13 protein-coding genes are annotated in these 19,886 nt (G+C 75.5%); 11 read left to right on the top strand and 2 right to left on the bottom strand.

The genetic code is table 11. The features are described from left to right. The first annotated feature begins 43 nt into the window (after positions 1-43). From ACE4Q9_RS22895 to ACE4Q9_RS22885, 3 genes are read left to right on the top strand one after another with little or no spacing between them, the layout of a single operon-like run. Positions 44-649, top strand: coding sequence for a toxin-antitoxin system, toxin component family protein (locus ACE4Q9_RS22895; protein ID WP_397986095.1), 606 nt, complete (start codon positions 44-46; stop codon positions 647-649). After that, the gene (locus ACE4Q9_RS22890; RefSeq protein WP_397986094.1) at positions 646-1,866 is read left to right on the top strand and encodes an MAB_1171c family putative transporter; all 1,221 of its coding nucleotides are present in this window, start codon (positions 646-648) and stop codon (positions 1,864-1,866) included. Before ACE4Q9_RS22895 ends, ACE4Q9_RS22890 begins: the two co-directional genes overlap by 4 nt. Positions 1,867-1,915: 49 nt before the next feature. Beyond that, positions 1,916-2,497 carry a hypothetical protein gene (locus ACE4Q9_RS22885; RefSeq protein ID WP_397986093.1) on the top strand — a complete coding sequence of 194 codons (582 nt, stop codon included), beginning with the start codon at positions 1,916-1,918 and terminating at the stop codon, positions 2,495-2,497. On the opposite strand, the gene ACE4Q9_RS22880 is transcribed toward ACE4Q9_RS22885, so the two are convergent. Further along, positions 2,442-3,356 carry a RimK family alpha-L-glutamate ligase gene (locus ACE4Q9_RS22880; protein WP_397986092.1) on the bottom strand — a complete coding sequence of 305 codons (915 nt, stop codon included), beginning with the start codon at positions 3,354-3,356 and terminating at the stop codon, positions 2,442-2,444. The genes ACE4Q9_RS22885 and ACE4Q9_RS22880 overlap by 56 nt on opposite strands. Positions 3,357-3,490: 134 nt before the next feature. On the opposite strand from ACE4Q9_RS22880, the gene ACE4Q9_RS22875 reads away from it, so the two are divergent. From ACE4Q9_RS22875 to ACE4Q9_RS22865, 3 genes are all read left to right on the top strand, one after another. Beyond that, a complete protein-coding gene (locus tag ACE4Q9_RS22875; RefSeq protein ID WP_397986091.1) occupies positions 3,491-4,516 on the top strand; it encodes a MerR family transcriptional regulator in 1,026 nt (341 codons plus the stop codon). 147 nt (positions 4,517-4,663) lie between these two features. After that, positions 4,664-6,127 (top strand): acyl-CoA synthetase, encoded by a 1,464-nt coding sequence (locus tag ACE4Q9_RS22870; RefSeq protein WP_397986090.1) that lies wholly within the window; start codon positions 4,664-4,666, stop codon positions 6,125-6,127. After that, positions 6,120-7,544: a carboxyl transferase domain-containing protein gene (locus ACE4Q9_RS22865; RefSeq protein WP_397986089.1), complete on the top strand. Its 1,425-nt coding sequence runs from the start codon at positions 6,120-6,122 to the stop codon at positions 7,542-7,544. Before ACE4Q9_RS22870 ends, ACE4Q9_RS22865 begins: the two co-directional genes overlap by 8 nt. A gap of 17 nt (positions 7,545-7,561) precedes the next feature. Here ACE4Q9_RS22865 and ACE4Q9_RS22860 read toward each other — a convergent pair whose 3' ends face one another. After that, positions 7,562-11,254: a S8 family serine peptidase gene (locus ACE4Q9_RS22860; protein ID WP_397986088.1), complete on the bottom strand. Its 3,693-nt coding sequence runs from the start codon at positions 11,252-11,254 to the stop codon at positions 7,562-7,564. Between the two features lie 273 nt (positions 11,255-11,527). On the opposite strand from ACE4Q9_RS22860, the gene ACE4Q9_RS22855 reads away from it, so the two are divergent. From ACE4Q9_RS22855 to ACE4Q9_RS22835, 5 genes are all read left to right on the top strand, one after another. Next, positions 11,528-11,920 (top strand): CU044_2847 family protein, encoded by a 393-nt coding sequence (locus ACE4Q9_RS22855; protein ID WP_397986087.1) that lies wholly within the window; start codon positions 11,528-11,530, stop codon positions 11,918-11,920. Beyond that, positions 11,917-13,818, top strand: a complete 1,902-nt coding sequence (locus tag ACE4Q9_RS22850; RefSeq protein WP_397986086.1) for a trypsin-like peptidase domain-containing protein — start codon at positions 11,917-11,919, stop codon at positions 13,816-13,818. The genes ACE4Q9_RS22855 and ACE4Q9_RS22850 overlap by 4 nt, the downstream gene beginning before the upstream one ends. A gap of 35 nt (positions 13,819-13,853) precedes the next feature. Continuing rightward, entirely contained in the window at positions 13,854-14,888 is a 1,035-nt protein-coding gene (locus tag ACE4Q9_RS22845) for an AAA family ATPase (protein ID WP_397986085.1), read from the top strand. Beyond that, the gene (locus ACE4Q9_RS22840) at positions 14,878-18,699 is read left to right on the top strand and encodes an SAV_2336 N-terminal domain-related protein (protein WP_397986084.1); all 3,822 of its coding nucleotides are present in this window, start codon (positions 14,878-14,880) and stop codon (positions 18,697-18,699) included. The genes ACE4Q9_RS22845 and ACE4Q9_RS22840 overlap by 11 nt, the downstream gene beginning before the upstream one ends. A gap of 139 nt (positions 18,700-18,838) precedes the next feature. Then, positions 18,839-19,876, top strand: coding sequence for a rod shape-determining protein (locus ACE4Q9_RS22835; protein ID WP_397986083.1), 1,038 nt, complete (start codon positions 18,839-18,841; stop codon positions 19,874-19,876). Positions 19,877-19,886 lie beyond the last annotated feature (10 nt).

The following is a 19,886-nucleotide window of genomic DNA, read 5'->3' as shown; positions in this document are numbered from 1 at the left end:
CGGGGGGTGCGGGCGGTAGCGGCGGACGCGGGAAAGGGGACGGATGGGTATCGCGGGCGCGCGAGGGCGGGCGGCACGGCTGACCGCACGACTGCGACGCTCCGGCGGCTCCGGCACGGCCATGCGCTCCCTCGCCGGCGAGCTCGCCTCGGCGGTCCGCGCCCGGCCCGAAGCACCCTCCGATGTACGGGGGTTGTGCCGGGCGCTGTGCGAGGAGATGAGCGCGCTGCGCGGCGGCCGACCGCTTGAGCTGCGGTTCGAACGTTTCCCGGACGAGATCGAAGTGACCGGACTGTGGGTGGAGTTCGCCGACTTCGACCTGGTCATCGTGGAGGACCGGGCCGAGGACGTGCAGCAACTGGTGATTCTCGGCCATGAGTTGTGGCATCTGCACGCCGGGCACCGGCACCACCACCTGGCCGGCGACGCGGCGGCGCGGGCCTTCGCGGACGCCCCCGGCTGGCCGGACAGGGCGCTCACGGTGGCCGCGCGCAACGGGTCCCGCGAGGCGGACGAGGCCGAGGCGGACGACTTCGGGCACCGGCTCGCCACGCTGTTCCGGACCCGGCCCGGCGGGTCCGGGGACGCGCCGCCCGACCCCTTGCAGCGGGCGCTCGGCTATCGCGGGCGGGGCGGAGCGGCGCGGTGAGCACGCTGGCGCTGGACCCTTCAGCGCTGCTCGGCCGGCTGTACATCTCCCTCTGGATCCCGGCGGCGCTGCTGACCGCCGCGCTGCTGCTGAAGCTGCCCACGATCATCCGGCTGTGGCGCGACCCCCTGCTGCGCGCGGTCGGCGGGGTGCTGCTCTTCGCCAGCACGGTGTTCGTGTGCTGCATGCCGTCGGTGATCCACCGGATGAACGTGCTCACCGGGGTGCCCAACTTCGCGGCACCGCTGTGCTACTCGCTGATCGCCGCGAACTCCGGGGCGGGGCTGCTGTTCATCGTCACCTGGCGCAACGGTCTGCCCGAGCGGTCCGCCGTCACCCGGCGGGCGACACGGTGGATCGTCTCCGGGTACGCGGTGGTGATCGCCGCGCTGTGGGTGCTGTTCGCGCTCGCCGACGTGCCGGTGGAGCGGGTGCGGGACCTCGACACGTACTACGCCCGTACGCCCTTCATGCGCGAGGAGATCCTGCTCTATCTGCTGGCCCACACCGTCGCCTGCGCGCTCAGTGCCCGGCTGATCTGGAACTGGGCACGGGATCGGGGGCTGGACGCGTGGCTGCGGTGGGGGCTGCGGCTGCTGGGCGGCGGGTACGCGCTGAGCCTGCTGTACGACGCGGCGAAGGTGACGGCGGTGGCCGCGCGCTGGCTCGGCCGGGACCCGGACTGGCTCAGCACGAACCTGGCTCCGCCGGTGGCCTCGCTCTCCGCGATCCTGCTGGCGGCGGGCTTCATCCTCCCGCACGCCGGGCAGGCCCTGCACGAGCGGTACCGGGTCCGGCTGGCGCATCACCGGCTGGGGCCGCTGTACCGGGTGCTGCGTTCGGCGACCGGAGCGGGCCCGCGGTTCTCGCTGCGCGCCCCGGCGGAACTCCGGCTGACCCGCCGCGAGACGTACATCCGCGACGCCCTGCTGCCGCTCGCCCGGCATGTGGACCCGGAGCTGACGGAACGGGCGTACGCGGCGGCGCGCGCGCTGGGGCATCCCGCGGCGCGGGCGCGGGCCTTGTCGGCGGCGGTGGGGGTGCTGGACGCGATCGAGAACGGCAGCGGCGGGGGGACGGCCGGCGGCTCCGCGCCCGCCTCGCTGCTGCGGGACATCGCGTCCATCTCTTCGGCACTGCGGCGGCCGAAGGCGGTGGCGACGGTGCGGGCGCTCGCGACGGCGACACCGGCTCGGGGGGTCAGGGTTCCGGAGTGAGGGGACCGTAGCCGCGGGCAGTCGTGCCGCTTGGGGACCCCAGGGCACCATGGATGCCGTGGCTCTTGATTTCCAGTTGGTGTTGCTGCGGCGTATGGCCGATCACAATCCGGGACTCGTGGACGAGGCCCGGAGGACGCTGGGCGTGTCCGTCGCGCAGATGCGGGAGGCCAACAAGCGGTGGCAGGCGATGGTCCGGTCGCCCAGGGCGCGGGGGGCCGCCGCGCGGTACCGGTCGGTCCTCGGGGAACCCGAGAGCGCCGAGCCCCGCAGGCTCGGGGACGTCGACTGCGAGTCCCGCCGGTGGGCGCTGCCCCTGTGGCCCGACCTGCGGTTCGAGGTGCTCGTGGGCCCCGACGGCGCCGTATGGAACGAATGGCTCGTACGGGCACCCGGCGCCACACCCCCCGGCCTGCGCACCCTGGAAGACCTCACCCCCTGGTCCTGCACCGTGGACGAACTCGCCCGCGCCTTCCCCCCGGCCCGCCCCCTGGAGGGCACCGCGCCCACCCGCTGGGGCCTCGCCTTCACCGCGCCCGACCGGGAGGGTGTGCCCCACGAGATGGTCGCCGAGTTCACCTGGGGCCTGCTCCAGCGCACCGCGCGGGTCGGTCCCCGGAGCCCGCGCTGAGGATCGCCGCCACCGTGCGGGGCAGGGACTCGGGGTGCAGGAAGAGGAAGAGGTTCGGCTCGACCAGTTCGAGTTCCATCAGGCGGGGAGCGCCGTCCGGGCCGTCGGCGAGGTCCACACGGGCATAGAGGAGGGGCGCGGACGCGGCGGGTACGGCCGCCAACGCCTTCTCGGCCACGGCGAGTTCAGCGTCCGTCGGCTGCCAGGGGGTGAGGCCGGGGTGGGCGACCTTGTCGGCGTCGTACGGGGTGCCGGGTGAGAGGACGGCGCCCTTGCGGCTCGCGTGCAGCAGACGGCCCCCGAAGAACTGGAGGGCGCGTTCGCCGGTGGTGTCGATGCCCTTCAGGTAGGGCTGCACCATCGCGGTGAACCCCTCGGCGTGCATCCGCGTGAGGTGCCGTACGGCCGTCTCGTGCTCGGCGGGCGTGTAGCGGGCGGCGAAGCGGGCGCCCGCGCCGGAGGTCGGCTTGATGACGTACTCGTGGTCCGTGGGCAGGCCGGAAACGTCCTGACCTGGGGCGATGTAGCGCGTGGGGGCGGTGGGGACGCCGGCGGCGGCCAGCTCGCCCAGGTAGCGCTTGTCGAGGTTCCAGCGGATGACCTCGGCGGGGTTGGCGATCCGGGTCGTCCGGGAAACCCGGTCCAGCCAGGCCGTGAACTCCGCCGCGCGCCAGCTGTAGTCCCAGGTGGAGCGGATGACGACGAGGTCGTACGCGGACCAGTCGATGTCGGGGTCGTCCCAGTAGGGGGCGTCGGCCCGCGCGCCGGCCTCGTTCAGCGCCCGCACCAGCACCGGCAGGTCCGCGTCCCGGCTCGGAGCGGCGCCGGGGTCGTAGGTGGCGAGGGCGATGCGGGGCACGGCGGGACTCCCTGTCGTACGGCATTCGAACACCCGCGAGGCTAACAAGCGGCCCGGAACCGGGGCAGGGCATTTGACCTTCACCTTTGGTGAAGCCCCAGCATCGGTGGCGGAGGACGAGAGACGGGGGCGCGATGGAACCGCTGACGATCGGGGCGTTCGCCCGGCTGAGCCGGCTGTCACCGAAGGCGCTCCGGCTGTACGACGAGCTGGCGCTGCTGCGGCCCCACCGGGTCGACCCCGAGACGGGCTACCGGTACTACACCGTCGGGCAGTTGGGGCGGGCCCGGCTCGTGGCCTGGCTGCGGCGGCTCGGGATGCCGCTCGCCGGGATACGCGCCGTGTGCGACCTGGAACCGGACGAGGCCGCGCGGGAGATCGGCGCGTACTGGGCGCGGGTCGAGGCGGAGACGGCGGTACGGCGGGACCTCGCGGCGTTTCTCGTCGACCAGCTGACCGGCACGACCGACGCACCGGAAAGGGAACCCACCATGACGCTGGAACTGCGGCACGCCGCGCTCACCGACCGGGGGCTGGTACGCCCCTCCAACCAGGACACCCTCTACGCGGGCCGCAGGCTGCTCGCGGTCGCCGACGGGTTCGGGCCCGCGGGGCTGGCGGCGAGCGGGGCGGCGGTGGGGGCGCTGCGGTACCTGGACGAGGCGCCGTCGGTGCCCGTGGACGGGGAGCTGGGCGAACTGGGCGTACTCGGGGCGCTGGAGGACGCGGTGCGGTCGGCGGGGGCGGCGGTGGCGGAACTGGCGGGCGGGACGAACGGCACCACGCTCACGGCGCTGCTGTGGACCGGGTCCCGGCTGGCGCTCGCGCACATCGGGGACTCGCGGGCGTATCTGCTGCGCGGTGGCGAGCTGTACCGGATCACGCAGGACCACCGGGTCTCACCGCGGGATCTGCTGCTGTCCAAGGCGCTGACCGGCGGCGCGGAGGTCGTCCCGGACCTGCGCCTCCACGAGCCGCTGCCGGGGGACCGGTACCTGCTGTGCTCCGACGGGCTGACGGAGGCGGTACCCGATGCCCGGATCAGGGAACTGCTGGCGTCGGCCTCGGGGCCGGAGGAGCTGGTCGCGGCGGCGCGGGGGGCGGGGGCGCCCGACAACGTGACGTGCGTCGTCGCGGACGTGTCCGTCCTGGCGGCCTGACTCGCCCACGGTCGGCTGGGAGGCGGCCCCAGGGACAGCTCCACCCCCGCGCCCGCTCCCCCCTCACCTCACCCAGGCACGGTCGTCCCCCGGTCGATCCTGGTGTAGGAAGGGGCTGAACGGTCGCGAGAGTGAAGGGGTGCGTGGGTGTCCTCGCTTTTTCCTGGTCTGGTCGGTGGGCCGCGGGAGCGGTCCGCGGTGCGGTTCGGTGAGCGTTCGCTGACGTACGGCGGTCTCGCGGACGCCGCCGGCGCGGTGGCCCGGCGCGTCCCCCGGGGCGGCCGGGTGGCCGTGTGGGCGACGCCCGAGCTGGAGACCGTGGTCGCCGTCGTCGGCGTGCTGCTCGCCGGTGCCGCCGCCGTGCCGCTCAACCCCAAGTCCGGGGAGAAGGAGCTGGCCCATATCGTCTCCGACAGCGCCCCCTCCCTCGTCCTCGCCGCTCCGGGTACCCAACTCCCGCGAGTGCTGGCCGGCTTGGAGCGCATCGACGTCGACGCCGGCGCCCGCGCGGACGCCCCGCACCCCGAACTCCCCGACGAGGCCCCCGCCCTCGTCGTGTACACCTCCGGCACCACCGGCCCGCCCAAGGGCGCCGTACTCCCCCGCCGGGCCCTCGCCGCCACCCTCGACGCGCTCGCCGACGCCTGGCGGTGGACGGAGGCCGACGAGCTGGTGCACGGGCTGCCGCTGTTCCATGTGCACGGGCTCGTGCTCGGCGTCCTCGGCCCGCTGCGCCGCGGCGGCTCGGTGCGGCATCTGGGGAGGTTCTCCACCGAGGGCGTGACCCGCGCGCTGGCCGGCGGCGCGACCATGCTGTTCGGCGTGCCGACGATGTACCACCGCATCGCCGAGGCCCTCCCCGGCGACCCCGAGCTGGCCAAGGCGCTCGGCGGGGCCCGGCTGCTGGTCTCCGGCTCGGCCGCGCTGCCGGTGCACGACCACGAGCGGATCGCCGCGGCCACCGGTCGCCGGGTCATCGAGCGGTACGGCATGACGGAGACGCTGATGAACACCAGCGTCCGCGCGGACGGGGAGCCGCGGCCGGGGACGGTCGGGGTGCCGCTGCCCGGCGTCGAACTGCGGCTCGTGGAGGAGGACGGGAGGGAGATCGGCGACCGGGACGGGGAGACCGTCGGGGAGATCCAGGTCCGCGGGCCCAACCTGTTCACCGAGTACCTGAACCGGCCCGACGCCACCGCCGCCGCGTTCACCGCCGACGGCTGGTTCCGTACCGGTGACATGGCCGTGCGCGAGCCGGACGGGTATGTGCGGATCGTCGGCCGCAAGGCCACCGACCTCATCAAGAGCGGCGGCTACAAGATCGGGGCGGGCGAGATCGAGAACGCGCTCCTGGAACACCCGGCCGTCCGGGAGGCGGCGGTCACCGGGGAGCCGGACCCGGACCTGGGCGAACGGATCGTCGCCTGGATCGTCCCGGCCGACCCGGAAAGCCCGCCCAGCGCCGAGGAGTTGGCGGACCATGTCGCCCGCCGGCTCGCCCCGCACAAGCGCCCCCGCGTCGTCCGCTACCTGCACGTCCTGCCCCGCAACGACATGGGGAAGATCATGAAGCGGGCCCTGACCGACGCCGGCACCGCCGCCGATGCCTGAGCAGCGGCGCACCGCGCGCGAGGTGCTGGCCCTCGTCACGGACGACGGCACCTTCGCCGAACTCCCTCCCCCCGCGCGGGAGTCCAGGCCGGACGGCCCGCTCGCCTGGCAGGGGTACGACGCCTCGCGCGCCCGTGCCGCCGAACGCACCGGCGAGGAGGAGTCCGTCGTCTGCGGCACCGCGACCGTCGGGGGCACCCGCGCCGTGCTGATCGCCTTCGAGTTCGGCTTCCTCGGCGGCTCCCTGGGCGAGCGCACCGGGGACCGGCTGGAGGGGGCGTACGCGCACGCCCGTGCACACCGGCTGCCGGTCGTGCCGTTGATCGCGACCGGGGGCAGCCGGATGCAGGAGGGCATGGTCGCGCTGACCCAACTCCAGCGAGTCGTCCGGCAGTCGGCGCTCACCCGTGCGGCGGGGCTGCCCCAGATCGCGGTCCTGCGCGACCCCACCACAGGCGGCGGCTGGGCCACCCTGGGCGCCGGCGCGGATGTGATCCTGGCCCTCCCCGGCGCCCAGGTGGGTTTCGCCGGCTCGCGTGTCCGCCCGGCCGGCGCCGACCCCACCGCCTACACGGCCGAGGCCCAGGTGGCGGCGGGCGCGGCGGACGCGGTCGTACGGCCGGAGGAACTCAGGGAGGTCCTGGGGATGTGGCTGCGGCTGCTGTCGGGGACGAGCCGGGCCCCGACCGCGCCCGCCCCCGCCGATCAGCCTCCACCCGCGCCCACCCCCACCGAGCACCCCCTGCCCGCGGCCGTCCCGGCGGCTCTCGCCCCGGCCGGCCTCCCCGCCACCGGCTGGGCCGCCGTCCAGCGCGCCCGCTCACCCGAACGCCCCCGCGCGGGCGCCTACTTGGACGCCTACTTCACCAGCCGCGTGCATCTGGGCGGCGACCGGTGCGGCGGTACCGACCCCGACGGCATCCTCTGCGGGTTCGGCGAGCACCAGGGTCGTACCGTCGCGTTCGCCGCGCAGACCGGGGTGGGGACGCGGCCCGCCGGGTACCGGACGGCGGCGCGGCTGATCCGGCTGGCGGACCGGCTCGGGGTGCCGGTGCTGACGCTGGTGGACACCCCCGGGGCCGCGAACGACGCTCAGGCCGAGCGGCAGGGCGCCGGCGCGGCCATCGCCGAGGTGTTCGGGGCGGTGGCCGGGGCGCGGGTGCCCCTGACCACGCTGGTGATCGGCGAGGGCGGCTCCGGCGGCGCCCTCGCCCTGGCCGCGCCGGGCAACACCTGGGCCACACCGGACAGTTACTTCTCCGTGATCGCCCCGGAACTGGCCGCGGCCATCCTCAAACGCCCGGAAGCGGAGATCGAGCACACCGCCGACCAGCTCCGCATCCGCCCGCAGGACCTGGTGGAGCTGGGGGTCGTCCGGGGCATCGTCGGCAGCACCGGCGCGGGCGGCGCCCCCTGAGGGGCGCCCCTTTTCACCTACCTCACCCCCACCGCCTCGATGATCTCCTCCGACACCGACCCGCCCCGGTCGTCCCGCGCCGACGCCCGCAGTGAGACGGACGCCGCACCCGACGGCACCGTCAGCGTGCCGTGCCACGACGCCCCGGCCCCCGTCAGCCGCACCTGCCGCCAGCTCGTGCCCTCGTCGTACGACACCTCCAGCCGGCCCCCGCCGAGCGTGCCCGTCCCGGTGGCGCCCGCCATGTAGCTCGCGCCCAGGGTCACCGGCAGCCGCCGCCCGGCGGGCACCGTGCCGGCGAGGTCGGTGGGCACGCCGTAGGAGAGGTTGATCAGCGGCAGTGTCGTCGCGTGGTCGTCCGGTGTCCGGGCCGAGCGGAAGGTCCACTCGGTGTGTCCCCGCGTCGCGGGTTTCCAGCGCTCCGCGTCGAGGGCGGTGTCGGTCACGACCCGGTACGTGTGCTGGTCGGCCGGTGCGTCCCAGACGAAGGCGGACGAGCCGGTCTCGCTGTCCGCGAGGGTGCCGTCCTGGTAGACGGACGTGGTCTGGGTCATGCCGCTGTCGCCCCACACATCGCCGAACCCGGTGTGGTCGGGGCCCGAGTCGCCCCAGCCGGGCGTGTTCAGCTGGATCTGGTTCCCGGTGCGCTGCTCGCCCCAGCCGAGCCCGGTGCCGAGCCAGGGGTGCCACACCGGCTGGAACCAGTGGAGCCGGGGCCTGCTGCCGCCCTGGTAGTGGACCGGTCCGCCGCGCTCCTCCAGGGTGCCCGTGCCGATCGTGACGGATTCGGTCCACAACTGGCCGGGGCCGGTGGAGACGTAGTCCGTGCGCATGGCGGGCAGGTCGATGTTCTCCTGGAAGCCGATGCCGACGGGGAAGGTGCCGGTGACGGAGTAGCGGAACTCGCCGCCGCTCGTCGGCCGCGCCGCGTGGAACGTGACGTGCAGGGCGGCGAGTTGGCGGGGTGCGGGGTGGTAGGTGAGGTCGCGGTCGGGGATCGAGCCGGTGTGGCCCGCGCAGAGGTCGTACACGTAAGGGGAGTCGGGGGTGCCGGTCATGTCGGCGGTCGGGTGCGCCCGCAGCCGTGCCGCGTCCGCCTGGTTCACCGTGGCGATCAGCAGCGGGCGGTCGGTGTCGTCGTCGTTGCCCCACCAGTCCAGCAGCCGGCCCGGCGCGTCGTCCGTGACGAACAGCGCCTTGGCGCCCGCGTCCTGGGCGGCCCGCGCGAGGGCCGGCGGGTCCGCGCCGGGGGCGAGGTGTGCCAGCACCGCCTTGCCGGAGGCGGAGGCGGGCACGGGCCCGTCGCCGACGTCCACCAGCGGCAGTCTCCGCCGTCCGGCGGTCAGGGTGCCGCCCGGCTGGACGGTCGCCTCCCCGATGCCCCTGACCTCCAGCTGGGGCTTCGCGAGCCGCCATACCGTGCGGTACTCGAAGGTGCCCTGGGTGACCTCGGGGGTGGGGGCGGCGAAGACGCTGTCGTAGGCGAGGGGCACCTGGACCGCGCCGGACAGGTCGGCGCCGTTCGCGGAGCGGTCGTACTCCATGAGGAGCTGGTGGGTCTCGGTGCGCCGGGGGACGGCCACCTTGACCTCGCGCAGCCGGGTTCCGTCGAGGGTGATGTCACTGTCGTGGTCGAGGGTGACCTCGGGTGCGGAGAGGAAGCCGAGGCCGAGCGAGTCGGCGCCGTGGCTGCCGCGCACGTCGAGGAAGGAAGTGAGGGCGTAAGCCCCCGGCTTGAGGCGGAGCTTGAGGGTTCCGGAGGCGTCGACGTGGTCCGACTCGGGGTCCGCGTCGCGGGCGAGTCGCTGCACGGTGAGGTCGGCGGCCGTGGGGGTGCCCGAGCGGTCCCTGACATGGACCGTGAGGGTGTACCGCTCGTCCTCCTTGACCAGCCCGAACACCGTGTGCGCGCACACCGTGCCGGTGTCGTCGGTGGCCGTGATCTGCCCGCTGGTGGTGCCGACCGGCGCCCTGGAGCCGTCGCCGGTGACGGTGGTGGTCGCGGTGCCGTGCGCGGGGACGGTGAGGGAGGAGTCGGCGAGGGTGGCGACGCCGGCCGGGGCGCCCTGCACCGAGAGGGTCAAGTGGACGGCGCTGTCGGAGGAGTTGGTGTAGGTGAGGGTACGGGTGACCGGCTTGTCCGCGGGGTAGGGCCAGCGGTAGAAGCCGAGGTCGGCGCTGCCGGTGGCGGTCACCGTGGCCCGTACGGCGTCCGGCACGCTCACCCGTCCGGCGCCCACCGTGTAGGCGGAGACGCCGAGTTGCTTCGAGGAGGACATCAGCGCGTCCTTCAACTGGGTGCCGGTCCAGTCGGGATGCTCCTGCGCGAGCAGTGCGGCCACCCCGGCGACGTGCGGCGTCGCCATCGACGTACCGCTCATGGTGGTGTAGTAGCCGCTGCCGTCGGTGAGTTGGGAGCGGGCGGCGAGGATGTCCACGCCGGGGGCGGACAGGTCGGGCTTGAGGGCGTCGTCGCCCGTGCGGGGGCCCTCGCTGGTGAAGGAGGCCGGCTGGTCCGCGGAGTCGACCGCGCCCACGGTCAGGGCCGCGTCGGCGGCGCCGGGCGAGCTGATGGAGGAGGGGGCGCCGGTGTTCCCTGCGGCGACCACGAACAGCGCGCCGGTCTCCTGGGAGAGGCTGTCGAGAGCCTGGGACATCGGGTCGGTGCCGTCACCCGGTTCGCTGGAGCCGAGGCTCATCGAGACGATCCGGGCGTGCACGTCCCGCGCGGCCCACTCCATCCCGGCGATGATCTGCGACTCGCTGCCGGAGCCCGCGTCGTCGAGCACCTTGCCGACGGCGAGGGTCGCGTCCGGCGCCACGCCCTTCTCCTTGCCGCCCGAGGCGGCGCCGCTGCCGCCGACGGTGGAGGTGACATGGGTGCCGTGGCCGTCACGGTCGGCGACCTCCTCGCCGTCGACGAAGCTCTCGGACCGGCTGATCCTGCCCGCCAGATCGGGGTGGGTCAGGTCGGCGCCGGAGTCGAGGACGGCGACGGTGACGCCCTTGCCGGTCAGCCCGGCGTCCCACGCGCTCCGGGTGCCGATCTGGGCGTTGCTCTCGGCCATGTCGGCCTCGACCCGCCCGTCCAGCCACACCTTGTCGATGCCGTCTCCGCGGGTGAACGACCGCCAGAACGCGGTCCCCCGGCCCGCCTCGACGGCCGCACCGCGCAGGCTGGGCAGGCTCCGGGTGCGGGAGGTGCCGGCCGGGGCGGTGGCGGGGACACGGGTGCCCTTGCCGTAACCGACGATCAGCGGAAGGGCTTTGGTGCGGGCGTCGGTGAGGTCCTCGCGGATCAGCGCGCTCACGTCGAACAGCCGCTCGTCCAGCCTCCCGGAGCGCAGGTACGGCAGCGCCTCGTCCGGTACGACGGTCAGCTCGCCGTTGCTCGTCCGCGTGCGCACGGCCCCGGTGGCGCCGCGCGGACGCCGTACGGTGACGGTCTTCCTGCCGTGCCCGAGGCCGGTGACGGTCACCTGGTCGCCGGTGACCAGGGTGACGGTCGCCGGGGCGGGGCCGGGCCCGGAGCGCCGCACCGCCACGTCCACCGGTGCCGGGCCCGTCCCCGCCGCGGCGACCGCTCCGGGTACCGGCAGCGCGGCCAGCGCGAGCCCCGCCGACAGCAGCGCCGCCCGGCGTCCGGCCGGCCCTCCGGCCAGGCGTCCGGCCGGTCCTCTCGTCAGGCGTCCGGCTGGTCCTCTGGTCATCCGCGCCCTCTTCCGCGTGCTTTTCCCCGTCCGGACCGTGCGCCCGGAACGGCCCCTCCGAAACTGTCGTGTACATGCTTCACGGGTGGGCACGAGTGTGGTGCGCGCACCGGGAGCGCACAGGGGGCCGGGCGTGGCGGGTTGTCGCGGTGGCGGATTCTCGCCACGCCGTGCCGATTGACCCGCTCGGGCGTAATGAGTGGGACCGCTGAAGGCCCGTCCGTACCATGGTGGCTGCTCAGAGGTCTGCGACGAGGGGGAGCGAGCGGCGGCATGGACCAGCTGGTGGAGTTCAGGACCGAGGACGGCGCGCTCGTCGTGGTCGAGGGGGCCGGTGCCACCCCCCGACCCGGCACCCGGCTGGTCTCGCGCGGCGACGAAATGGTGCGCGCGGCACAGACCTTCGAGGGCGCGCTGGACGGCGTGCGGGCGGCGGCGGAGGCCGCGCTGCGGGTCTTCCGGGACGGCAGCCTGCGGCCCGACTCGGTGGAGATCGAGTTCGGCGTGAAGATGTCCGCGGAGGCCGGTGCGATCATCGCCAAGGGGTCCGCGGAGGGCCAGTTGGTCGTCAAGCTCCACTGGTCACCGGGGAGTTCGCCGGGCGGCGCGCAGCCCGCCGTGCCGGGTCAGGTCAGCGCCGCACCGGAGTCCGCCGAGCGCCCATGAACAGCGCCGCCTGGCATGCCCGGATCCACTGCGGCCATGAGGTGGGCGCCGGCTTCCTGGTCACCGCCCGCCGGGTGCTCACCTGCGCCCATGTCGTCCGTTCCAGCGGCCGGGACGCGGTGACGGTGGTCTTCCCGCACGCCAGGGAGCTGGGCGAGGTCACCGCGTCGATCGTCGCGCACGGCGGCTGGGCGGGCGGCCCCACCGACCCCGGCGACGTGGCCGTGCTCGAACTCGACCGCGAGGTCCCCCTCGCCCCGGCCGGTTTCGCACCGCCCGGCGCCGCGTACACCGAGCCGCACCCCCGGCTGCTCGCCTACGGCTTCCCGGTCGGCTACGACGAGGGCACGCTCGCCGAATACCGGGCCGTCTCCGGCCAGTTGATCGCGGGCGAATGGCTGGAGCTGGTGGCCTGGCAGGGGCACGGACAGCCGATCGAGGCCGGGTTCAGCGGGGCGGCGGCGACCCTGCCGGACGGCCGGGTGGTCGGCATGGTCACCTCGGCCGCCGAGGCACCGCAGGTGCGCAAGGGCCGGATGCTGCCGCTGGACGTACTGGCCCGGTACTGGCCCGAGCTGGGCGAGCTGGTGCCCACGCCGGGCCACCGGGCGGACGTGCTGCGGGAGTTGTACGGACTGCTGCGGCGCCTGCCGGACGCCCGCGCGTGCGATCCCAACCGGCTGTACGTGGACGCGGTGGGCGCCTTCGGGCCGCCGCTGCCCGAGGGCGGGTTCCCGACGCTCGGGGCGGCCGCCGCCTATGTGCAGTGGGAGGTGCCCGATCCGGCGGCGGTGGACCGGTTCGCGGGCCGGCTGCGGGACGTGGTGGGCGCCGGGGACGTGGTGGGCGCGGGACCGGCGACGGCACCGGTCACCAGGGCCGCCCAGGCCACCGAGGCCGCGCCGCTCACCGGGTCCGCACCGCTCATCGAGGCCGCACCGCTCACCGAGGCCGCGCAGGTGTCCCCGCGCTGGGCGCCGGTCGTCGTGGAGATCGACCACAGCGGCGCCGGGCCCGACCAGGTGACCGTGGAGGTGTCGGCGTACCGCGACGGGCAGCGCCGCCCGGTGGGCGCGCGCCGGCTGCCGCGCTCCGGCGTACGGTCGTACGTCCAGCGCCGCATCGACGAGGCCGTCGCCCATCTCGACCCCGACGCCGAGGAGTTGGTGACCTTCGTGCTGCCGCGCGAGTGGCTCAACGAGGCGGTGGCGCACTGGGAGTGCGGCGCGGACGACAGCACGCCGCTGGGCTGCGCCTACCCCCTCGTGGTGACCGACCGGGCGCGGCACCGCAGCAACCGGCTGCGGCACCAGCTCCGCAGGAAGTGGCAGAAGCTGGACGCCGGGCGCCCGGTGCGGGTGCACCGGGTGGAGTGCGGCAGCCAGGAGCGGCCGCCCAGCCTGCGCAAGCGGCTGTGGGACGGCGACGCGGGACTCGCCGGGTTCGCGGTCCCGCCCGCGGCGGCCCGCGAGCACTTCGAGATCGGCCTCACCGTCCCGGTCCCCGTCCTGCTGTGGTCCCGTACGGGCTGCCCGGCCGGGGCACACGGCGAGCCGTCGCACACGCGGGCGGCGGGCGGCGGTCCGGGCGGGTACGAGGACCCGCGCCCGGCCCGGAGCGGCCCCCGCGACACGGCCGCCGCCGGCACCGCGACCACCGCGCCGCCCCGCCCCGAAGCCCCCGCGCCCTGCCCCGGCACCGCCTTCCTGGACCAGCTCACCGCCGCCGTCGCCGGGGTCCCGCCCGCCGAGCTCCCGCGCCACATCCTCTCGTTACGGGTGACCGCGGACGCCGCCGACGAACCCGACCGGCACTGGGCCCGCGATCTCCAGCTGCTCTGGGACGACCCCCGCTGCTTCCCCGAGCCCGCCGCCGGCCTGCGCTCCCCCGTCGACTGACCGCCCCCGCCCCCCACCACGGAGAAGAAGAAGCCATGCCCCTGTGGCCCGTCTACACCGGTACGAGCGCGCCGCACGACGGCATCACGCGACTGCCCCCGCCGCCGCCCTGGCGCGACTTCGACGGCGGCCCGGTGCTGGATCCGCCGGACGCGGCCGCCGACCGCGCGGCCGTCTCCCCCGACCGGGTGCACCGCGCCGAGACGTACCGCGCCACCGAGGAGACGGTGCAACTGGTCAACGCGGCCCTGTACCTGCGCCGCCCGCTGCTGGTCACCGGCCCGCCCGGCACCGGCAAGTCCTCCCTGGCGTACGCCGTCGCGCGCGAGCTGCGGCTCGGTCCGGTGCTGCGCTGGAACATCACCAGCCGCAGCACGCTGCACGACGGGCTCTACAGCTACGACCCCCTGTCCCGGCTGTACGCGGCCCGGCAGCGGGCCGCGCACCAGGAGAGCGGGCCCGGGACGCCGGACGAGTCGGGGATCGAGCACCATCTGCGGCTCGGCCCGCTCGGCACCGCCCTGCTGCCCTACGCCCGCCCCCGCGCGCTGCTCATCGACGAGATCGACAAGAGCGACCTCGACCTGCCCAACGACCTGCTGAACGTGCTGGAGGAGGGCCAGTACCAGATCCCCGAGCTGGTGCGCGCCGCCCGGCTCGCCCCGGACGGCACCGCGTGGGTCCCGGCCGACGGCACCGGCGAACCGGTGCCGGTGGTGCGCGGCCAGGTCCGCTGCCGTGCCTTCCCGTTCGTCGTCCTCACCAGCAACGGCGAGCGCGAGTTCCCGCCCGCCTTCCTGCGCCGCTGCGTCACGCTCCACCTGCGCCGGCCGGACGACCGGCACCTCGCCGACATCGTCCGCGCCCACCTGGGCGAACCGGACTCCTACGCGCGGGAGTTGATCGGCCGCTTCCTGGACCGCACCAGCGCCGGGGACCTGGCCACCGACCAGCTCCTCAACGCGATCTACCTGGCCCGCACCAGCGACCTGGACACCGGGTCCCTGGACCAGCTGGCCGAGCGGCTGATGCCCCACCTGGGACAGGGCACGCAGACCGATGTCTTCTGACCCGCGGGGCGCCCCGGACGCCCCGGGCTGCCCGGACGCCCCGGACGCCCTGGCCCGGCTCGCCGCCGTACTGGCCGAGGCGGGCCAGGGCGCGCCCCCGACAGCGCGCGAACTGGCCGAACTGCTGTGGCTGGCAGGTCACATGGCGCCGAAGGGCACGACGGGCACCGGACCCACCGGGAACACCGGAACCGCCGGCAGCGGGGACCCCGAGGACGCCGGGGACCCCGAAGGCGCGGGCGGCGACGACCCCACGGCCACGGAGCCGGGGCCGGCGCCCGACCCCGCCCGCGCGCCCCGGCCGCCCGAAGGGGAGCCTCGCCCGCCGCGCCCCGCCCCCGACACCCCCGCCCGCGTCCCCCTGCACCTGCCCTCCCCCGCCCCCTCCGCAAAGCGCGCGCCCCACACCGCCCTGATGGCCCCCGCGCCCCCGATGCTGCGCCACCCGCTCGCCCTCCAGCGCGCTGTGCGCCCCCTGCGGCGCCGGGTGGACGCGCCCACGGGCCGGGAGCTGGACGAGCTGGCGACCGCCGACCGCATCGCCCGGCTGGGCGCCGATCCCGACCACTGGCTCCCGGTGCTGCGCCCCGCCCGCGAGCGCTGGCTGAGCCTGAACCTGGTGTACGACGCGGGTCCGACGATGCCCCTCTGGCGGCCCCTGATCCAGGAACTGCACACCGCGCTGGCCCAGTCGGGCGCCTTCCGCACGGTCACCCTGTACCGCGCCGGTGCCGACGGCACGGTACGCGGCCCGGACGGGCAGCCGTCCGCCGACGGCCGTACCGTCACCCTGCTGATCAGCGACTGCATGGGCCCGCAGTGGCGGCAGGGCCCCGCCGGCACCCTGTGGTACGCCACCCTGCACCGCTGGGCGCGCCGGATGCCGCTGGCCGTCGTACAGCCGCTGCCCGAACACCTGTGGCGGGACACGGCGTTGCCCGCCGCGCCCGGCCGGCTCACGGCCCCGCACCCGGCGGCGCCCTCGGCCGCGCTCACCTTCACGCCGTACGACGCGCCGGAGCCGGACTGCGGGACGGAGCCGGACGGCGCGGCGGACGCGGTGGTCCTGCCGGTGCTGGAGCCGGAGCCGCGCTGGCTGGCGAACTGGGCCGGGCTGATCGGCGCGCCCGGCGGCACCCGGTTCCCCGCGGCGGCGGCCCGGTTGACGCGTCCGCTGCCGGCCGACGCGGAGGACCGTACGGACGTCGGCCGGCTGTCCGCCGAGGAGTTGGTGCTGCGGTTCCGGGCGACGGCGTCCCCGGAGGCGTTCCAGCTGGCCGGGCATCTCGCGGTGGGGCGAGCCGATCTGCCGGTGATGCGGCTGGTGCAGGCGGCGGTGGAGCCCGAGCCGCGGCCCCGGCATCTGGCCGAGGTGGTGCTCAGCGGCATGCTCGTCGCGCTGCCGGGGGCACCGGCGGGGTCGTACTCGTTCCGGGAGGGGGTGCGGGAGCTGCTGCTGCTCGGGCTGCCCCGGACCGAACGCAACCGCACGGTCGAACTCCTGCGGCGGATGGGTGAGTTCGTCGACGACCTGGCGGGGCGGGCGCCAGGCGGGTTCCGCGCGGTGGTGCCGTCTCCGGGGGGCGCGCCGACGCCGGTGGAGCGGCAGCCGGTCGCCACGCTCAGCGAGGAGAGCGTACGGAGGCTGGCGCCTGCGGGCGGTGAGCGGCTGCTGGCCGGCCGGTACCGGCTGGTGCGGAAGTCGGCGGCCGGGCGCGGGGGTTGGGTCGCCGAGGACACATGGAACGGGGGCGCGCCGGTCGTCGTGTGCCGGTATGTGCGGGGCGAGTACCAGGAGCCCTTCGAGCAGCTCTGCCGGGACCTCGCGAAGGTGCGGCATCCCGGGATCGCGCGGGTCCTCGACCACGGCTTCGCCGAGGGAAGGCCGTACCTGGTGAGGGAGTTCGTGGCGGGACGGACGCTGCACGAGCATCTGGCCGACGCCTCGTACCGGCCGCACACCGACGAGGTGCGCGTCCTGCGGCGCGGGCTGCGCGAGGCGGCCCAAGCCCTGCACGCCCAGGAAGGCCCGCGCGGCGAGCTGGACGCCCGGTCCGTGGTCCTCTCCCCGGACGGGCCGGTGCTGACCTGCCTGGAGGCCGCGCCCGTCGTCCCAGGGAGCCGGGAGCGGACCATGGCGGCGCTCTCGGACCTCCTCGTCTCCCTCTGGGGCAGCACCCAGGTCCTCTTCACCACCGGTGACCTCACCGGGCGTCCGGAGGCCCGCATCACCCTCGAAGCCGCCGTGCACGAGGTCTTCTCCCGCTCGCTGTCCCCCGAGCGGTTCCGGGTGGAGGCCCGCGCGGACGGCTACTGGGTGCGCACCGATCCGTACGCCTACCTGCTGCCGGTCCTCGTCGCCGTCCTGCGCGAACTCCCCCTCGCGCTGGCCGGTCTGTCCGAGCCGACCTGGCTGCGGGTGGTGTTCGGGGCGCCGTCCGTCCGGCCGCCGCGGACGGTCACCGGCGTCGACGTGCTGGTACCGCCCGCGCTGTACGACGAGTTCGCCGCCAGCTCCGCCGCGGGGGACGCCCCGCCCTTCGAGCCGCTCTACCGCGACGACGCCCCGGAAGCGCCCCCCGCGGCCTGGTACTGCCCGCTCACCGCCGAACGCCCCGAACGCGAGCTGCTACGGGGGCCGTTCATCACCCGCGACCTGCGTGCGCTGGGTGTGCCCACGCCGGGGCGTACGGCCATCGTGCACACGAGTCCGGACGGCACGCTCGCCCTGTTCGACCCGATCCACCCGTACACCCCCCGCCCGGAGACCTACTACACGGTCGACCTCACCGTGCAGCACGCCCGGCACCCGCTGTCGCTGCCCAGTTCCGGGAAGGCCGTGTTCGGCGCGGTGGCGGAGCTGACCTGGCAGGTGACCGACCCCGTCGCCTTCGTCCGGGCCGGTATCCCCGGCGTCGCCGCCCGGCTGCTCGACCATCTGCGGGACGCGGCGGCCCGGATCACCGGGCGGCACCCGGCCCGCCGGGCGAACGCGGCCGAACGCGCCGTCAACGGCGGGGTCCGGGACTGGCCGGTGCCGGGGCTCACCGTGTCGTACACCGTGCGGCTGCACGCGGACCGGGCCACCGGCCCCGCGCCCGCCGCCGCCCCGCCCCCCGAGGCGCTGCTCACCGGGGCCGAGTGCGTGCTGTTCGGCTTCGACGGGCCGCTCACCCGGCTGTTCACGGCGGCGTCCGCGCGCGCGGCCGTACTCGATCTGCTGCACGTCGTGGCCGAACACCGCGGCCCCGAGGACGCGTTGGGGGGGCGGCCGCTGCCGACGGTCGCGGGGGCGGCGGGCCTGGAGGCGTTCCCGCATCCGCTGGATCTGCTGCGCGCCTTCGCCCACGACCGGCTCGGGCCGGTGCTGCGGGACCGGCTGGAGGAACTGGAACTGGCCGCCGTACCGGACGCGCCGATGACGCACCGCTCGCTCGCGCTGGTGCGGGCGCTGCACGCGTCCGGGCGGCGGGTCAGCGTGGTGTCGGACGTGAGTTCCCGTGCGGTGCAGCGGGGCGTGGAGGCGTACAAGCTGCCGCTCGCGGGGGTGCACGGGCGGCGCGAGTGCCTGGGTCTGCTGACGCCGGACCCCGGCACCCTGCTGCGGGCCCTGGCCCATCTCGGCCGGCCGGCCGGGCGGGCCGTGCTGCTCGGTTCCTCGGTGGCCGAGCTGACGGCGGCCCAGCGGCTCGGCCTGCCCTTCATCGGGTTCGCGGCCTCCGCCTCCGGGCGGCGGCTGCTGCGGGAGGCCGGCGGGGTGGCGGTCGTCTCCTCGCTCGAGCCCCTCCTGGAGGCGGTGCGCGCCGGCTGACCCGGCGACACTCCGGGGGGCCGGTGACTAACGCCCGTTCGGCGGCGCCCCGCCCGGCCCCCCACAAAAGGCGGGCCGCCGTGGGCGCCGCGCAGGATACGGAGAGTAAGGAATTCGCCCCGCGCTCGGAGGAGCTGCCGTGTCCGTCAGCCTGGAGCAGTTGCGCCGCTGTCACTTCGCCGTCGATCTGGGCGCGGCCCGTACGCGGGTGTATGTGAAGGGCGCGGGCCTCGTCGTGGACCAGCCCTCGGTCGCGGCCGTGAACGTGCGGTCCGGTTCGCTGATCGCGGTGGGCGACTTCGCGGAGCAGATGACCGGCCGCACCCCCGACTACATCCGGGTCGTACGGCCCATTTCCGGCGGCACGGTGGTGGACATCGACATGGCGCAGCGGATGCTGCGGCATCTGATGGGCGACAAGATGCGCCGGGCGCTGCGCCGAAAGCCCCGGCTGCGGGCGGCCGCGTGCACCCCGCACGACGCCGATCCGCTGGCCCAGCGAGCGACGGTCGAGACGCTGCTCGGACTCGGCGCGCGCCGGGTGGAGCTGGTGGACACGCTGATCGCGGCGGCGGTGGGCTGCGGGCTGCCGGTGGAGCGGCCCGAGGCCACCATGATCATGGTGTGCGGGGCGGCGGCCACCCAAGTCGCGGTGCTGTCGCTGGGCTCGATCGTGACGGCCGAGCGGATTCCGGTGGGCGGGGAGGCCGTGGACCACGCGGTCGTGCAGTATCTGCGGCACGCGCACGAGCTGCTGCTGCCGAGCCAGTCGGTACGGCCGCTGCAACTGGCCCTGTCCGGCAACGGGCTGACCCCGCAGGGCCCGCCGCAGACCGAGATCAACGGCCGGGACGTGGCCACCGGGCTGCCGCGCACCGTGCGGGTGGAGACCTCGGCGGTGCGGGAGGCGATCCAGGCCCCGCTGACGGCCGTCCTGGACGGCATCGGCAAGGTGCTGCGCGAGTGCCCGCCGGACCTGGTGGCCGATCTCGCCGACCGCGGGATCATCATGGTGGGCGGTTCGGCGCTGCTGCCCGGCCTCGACCAGATGGTGCGCGAGGCCACCGGGATGCCGGTGTTCATCGCCGAGCGCCCGGACGTGTGCGCGGCCCGCGGGCTCGGCGAGATGCTGGAGGGCCGGATCGAACCACTGGTCCTGGACCCGCTGGCCGCGTGAACTCCCCGGC

It is taken from the genome of Streptomyces sp. AM6-12 (assembly GCF_044327085.1).
Lineage (GTDB): Bacteria > Actinomycetota > Actinomycetes > Streptomycetales > Streptomycetaceae > Streptomyces.
The sequence above is the reverse complement of the archived record's forward strand: the minus strand, read 5'-3'. Positions and strand labels throughout refer to the sequence as shown.

Bases quoted from the DNA above. Each gene is read 5' to 3' on its own strand.
- ACE4Q9_RS22895 (WP_397986095.1), top strand. From the start codon at position 44: ATGGGTATCGCGGGCGCGCGAGGGCGGGCGGCACGGCTGACCGCACGA.
- ACE4Q9_RS22885 (WP_397986093.1), top strand. From the start codon at position 1,916: ATGGATGCCGTGGCTCTTGATTTCCAGTTGGTGTTGCTGCGGCGTATG.
- ACE4Q9_RS22875 (WP_397986091.1), top strand. From the start codon at position 3,491: ATGGAACCGCTGACGATCGGGGCGTTCGCCCGGCTGAGCCGGCTGTCA.
- ACE4Q9_RS22865 (WP_397986089.1), top strand. From the start codon at position 6,120: ATGCCTGAGCAGCGGCGCACCGCGCGCGAGGTGCTGGCCCTCGTCACG.
- ACE4Q9_RS22860 (WP_397986088.1), bottom strand. From the start codon at position 11,254: ATGACCAGAGGACCAGCCGGACGCCTGACGAGAGGACCGGCCGGACGC.
- ACE4Q9_RS22855 (WP_397986087.1), top strand. From the start codon at position 11,528: ATGGACCAGCTGGTGGAGTTCAGGACCGAGGACGGCGCGCTCGTCGTG.
- ACE4Q9_RS22850 (WP_397986086.1), top strand. From the start codon at position 11,917: ATGAACAGCGCCGCCTGGCATGCCCGGATCCACTGCGGCCATGAGGTG.
- ACE4Q9_RS22845 (WP_397986085.1), top strand. From the start codon at position 13,854: ATGCCCCTGTGGCCCGTCTACACCGGTACGAGCGCGCCGCACGACGGC.
- ACE4Q9_RS22840 (WP_397986084.1), top strand. From the start codon at position 14,878: ATGTCTTCTGACCCGCGGGGCGCCCCGGACGCCCCGGGCTGCCCGGAC.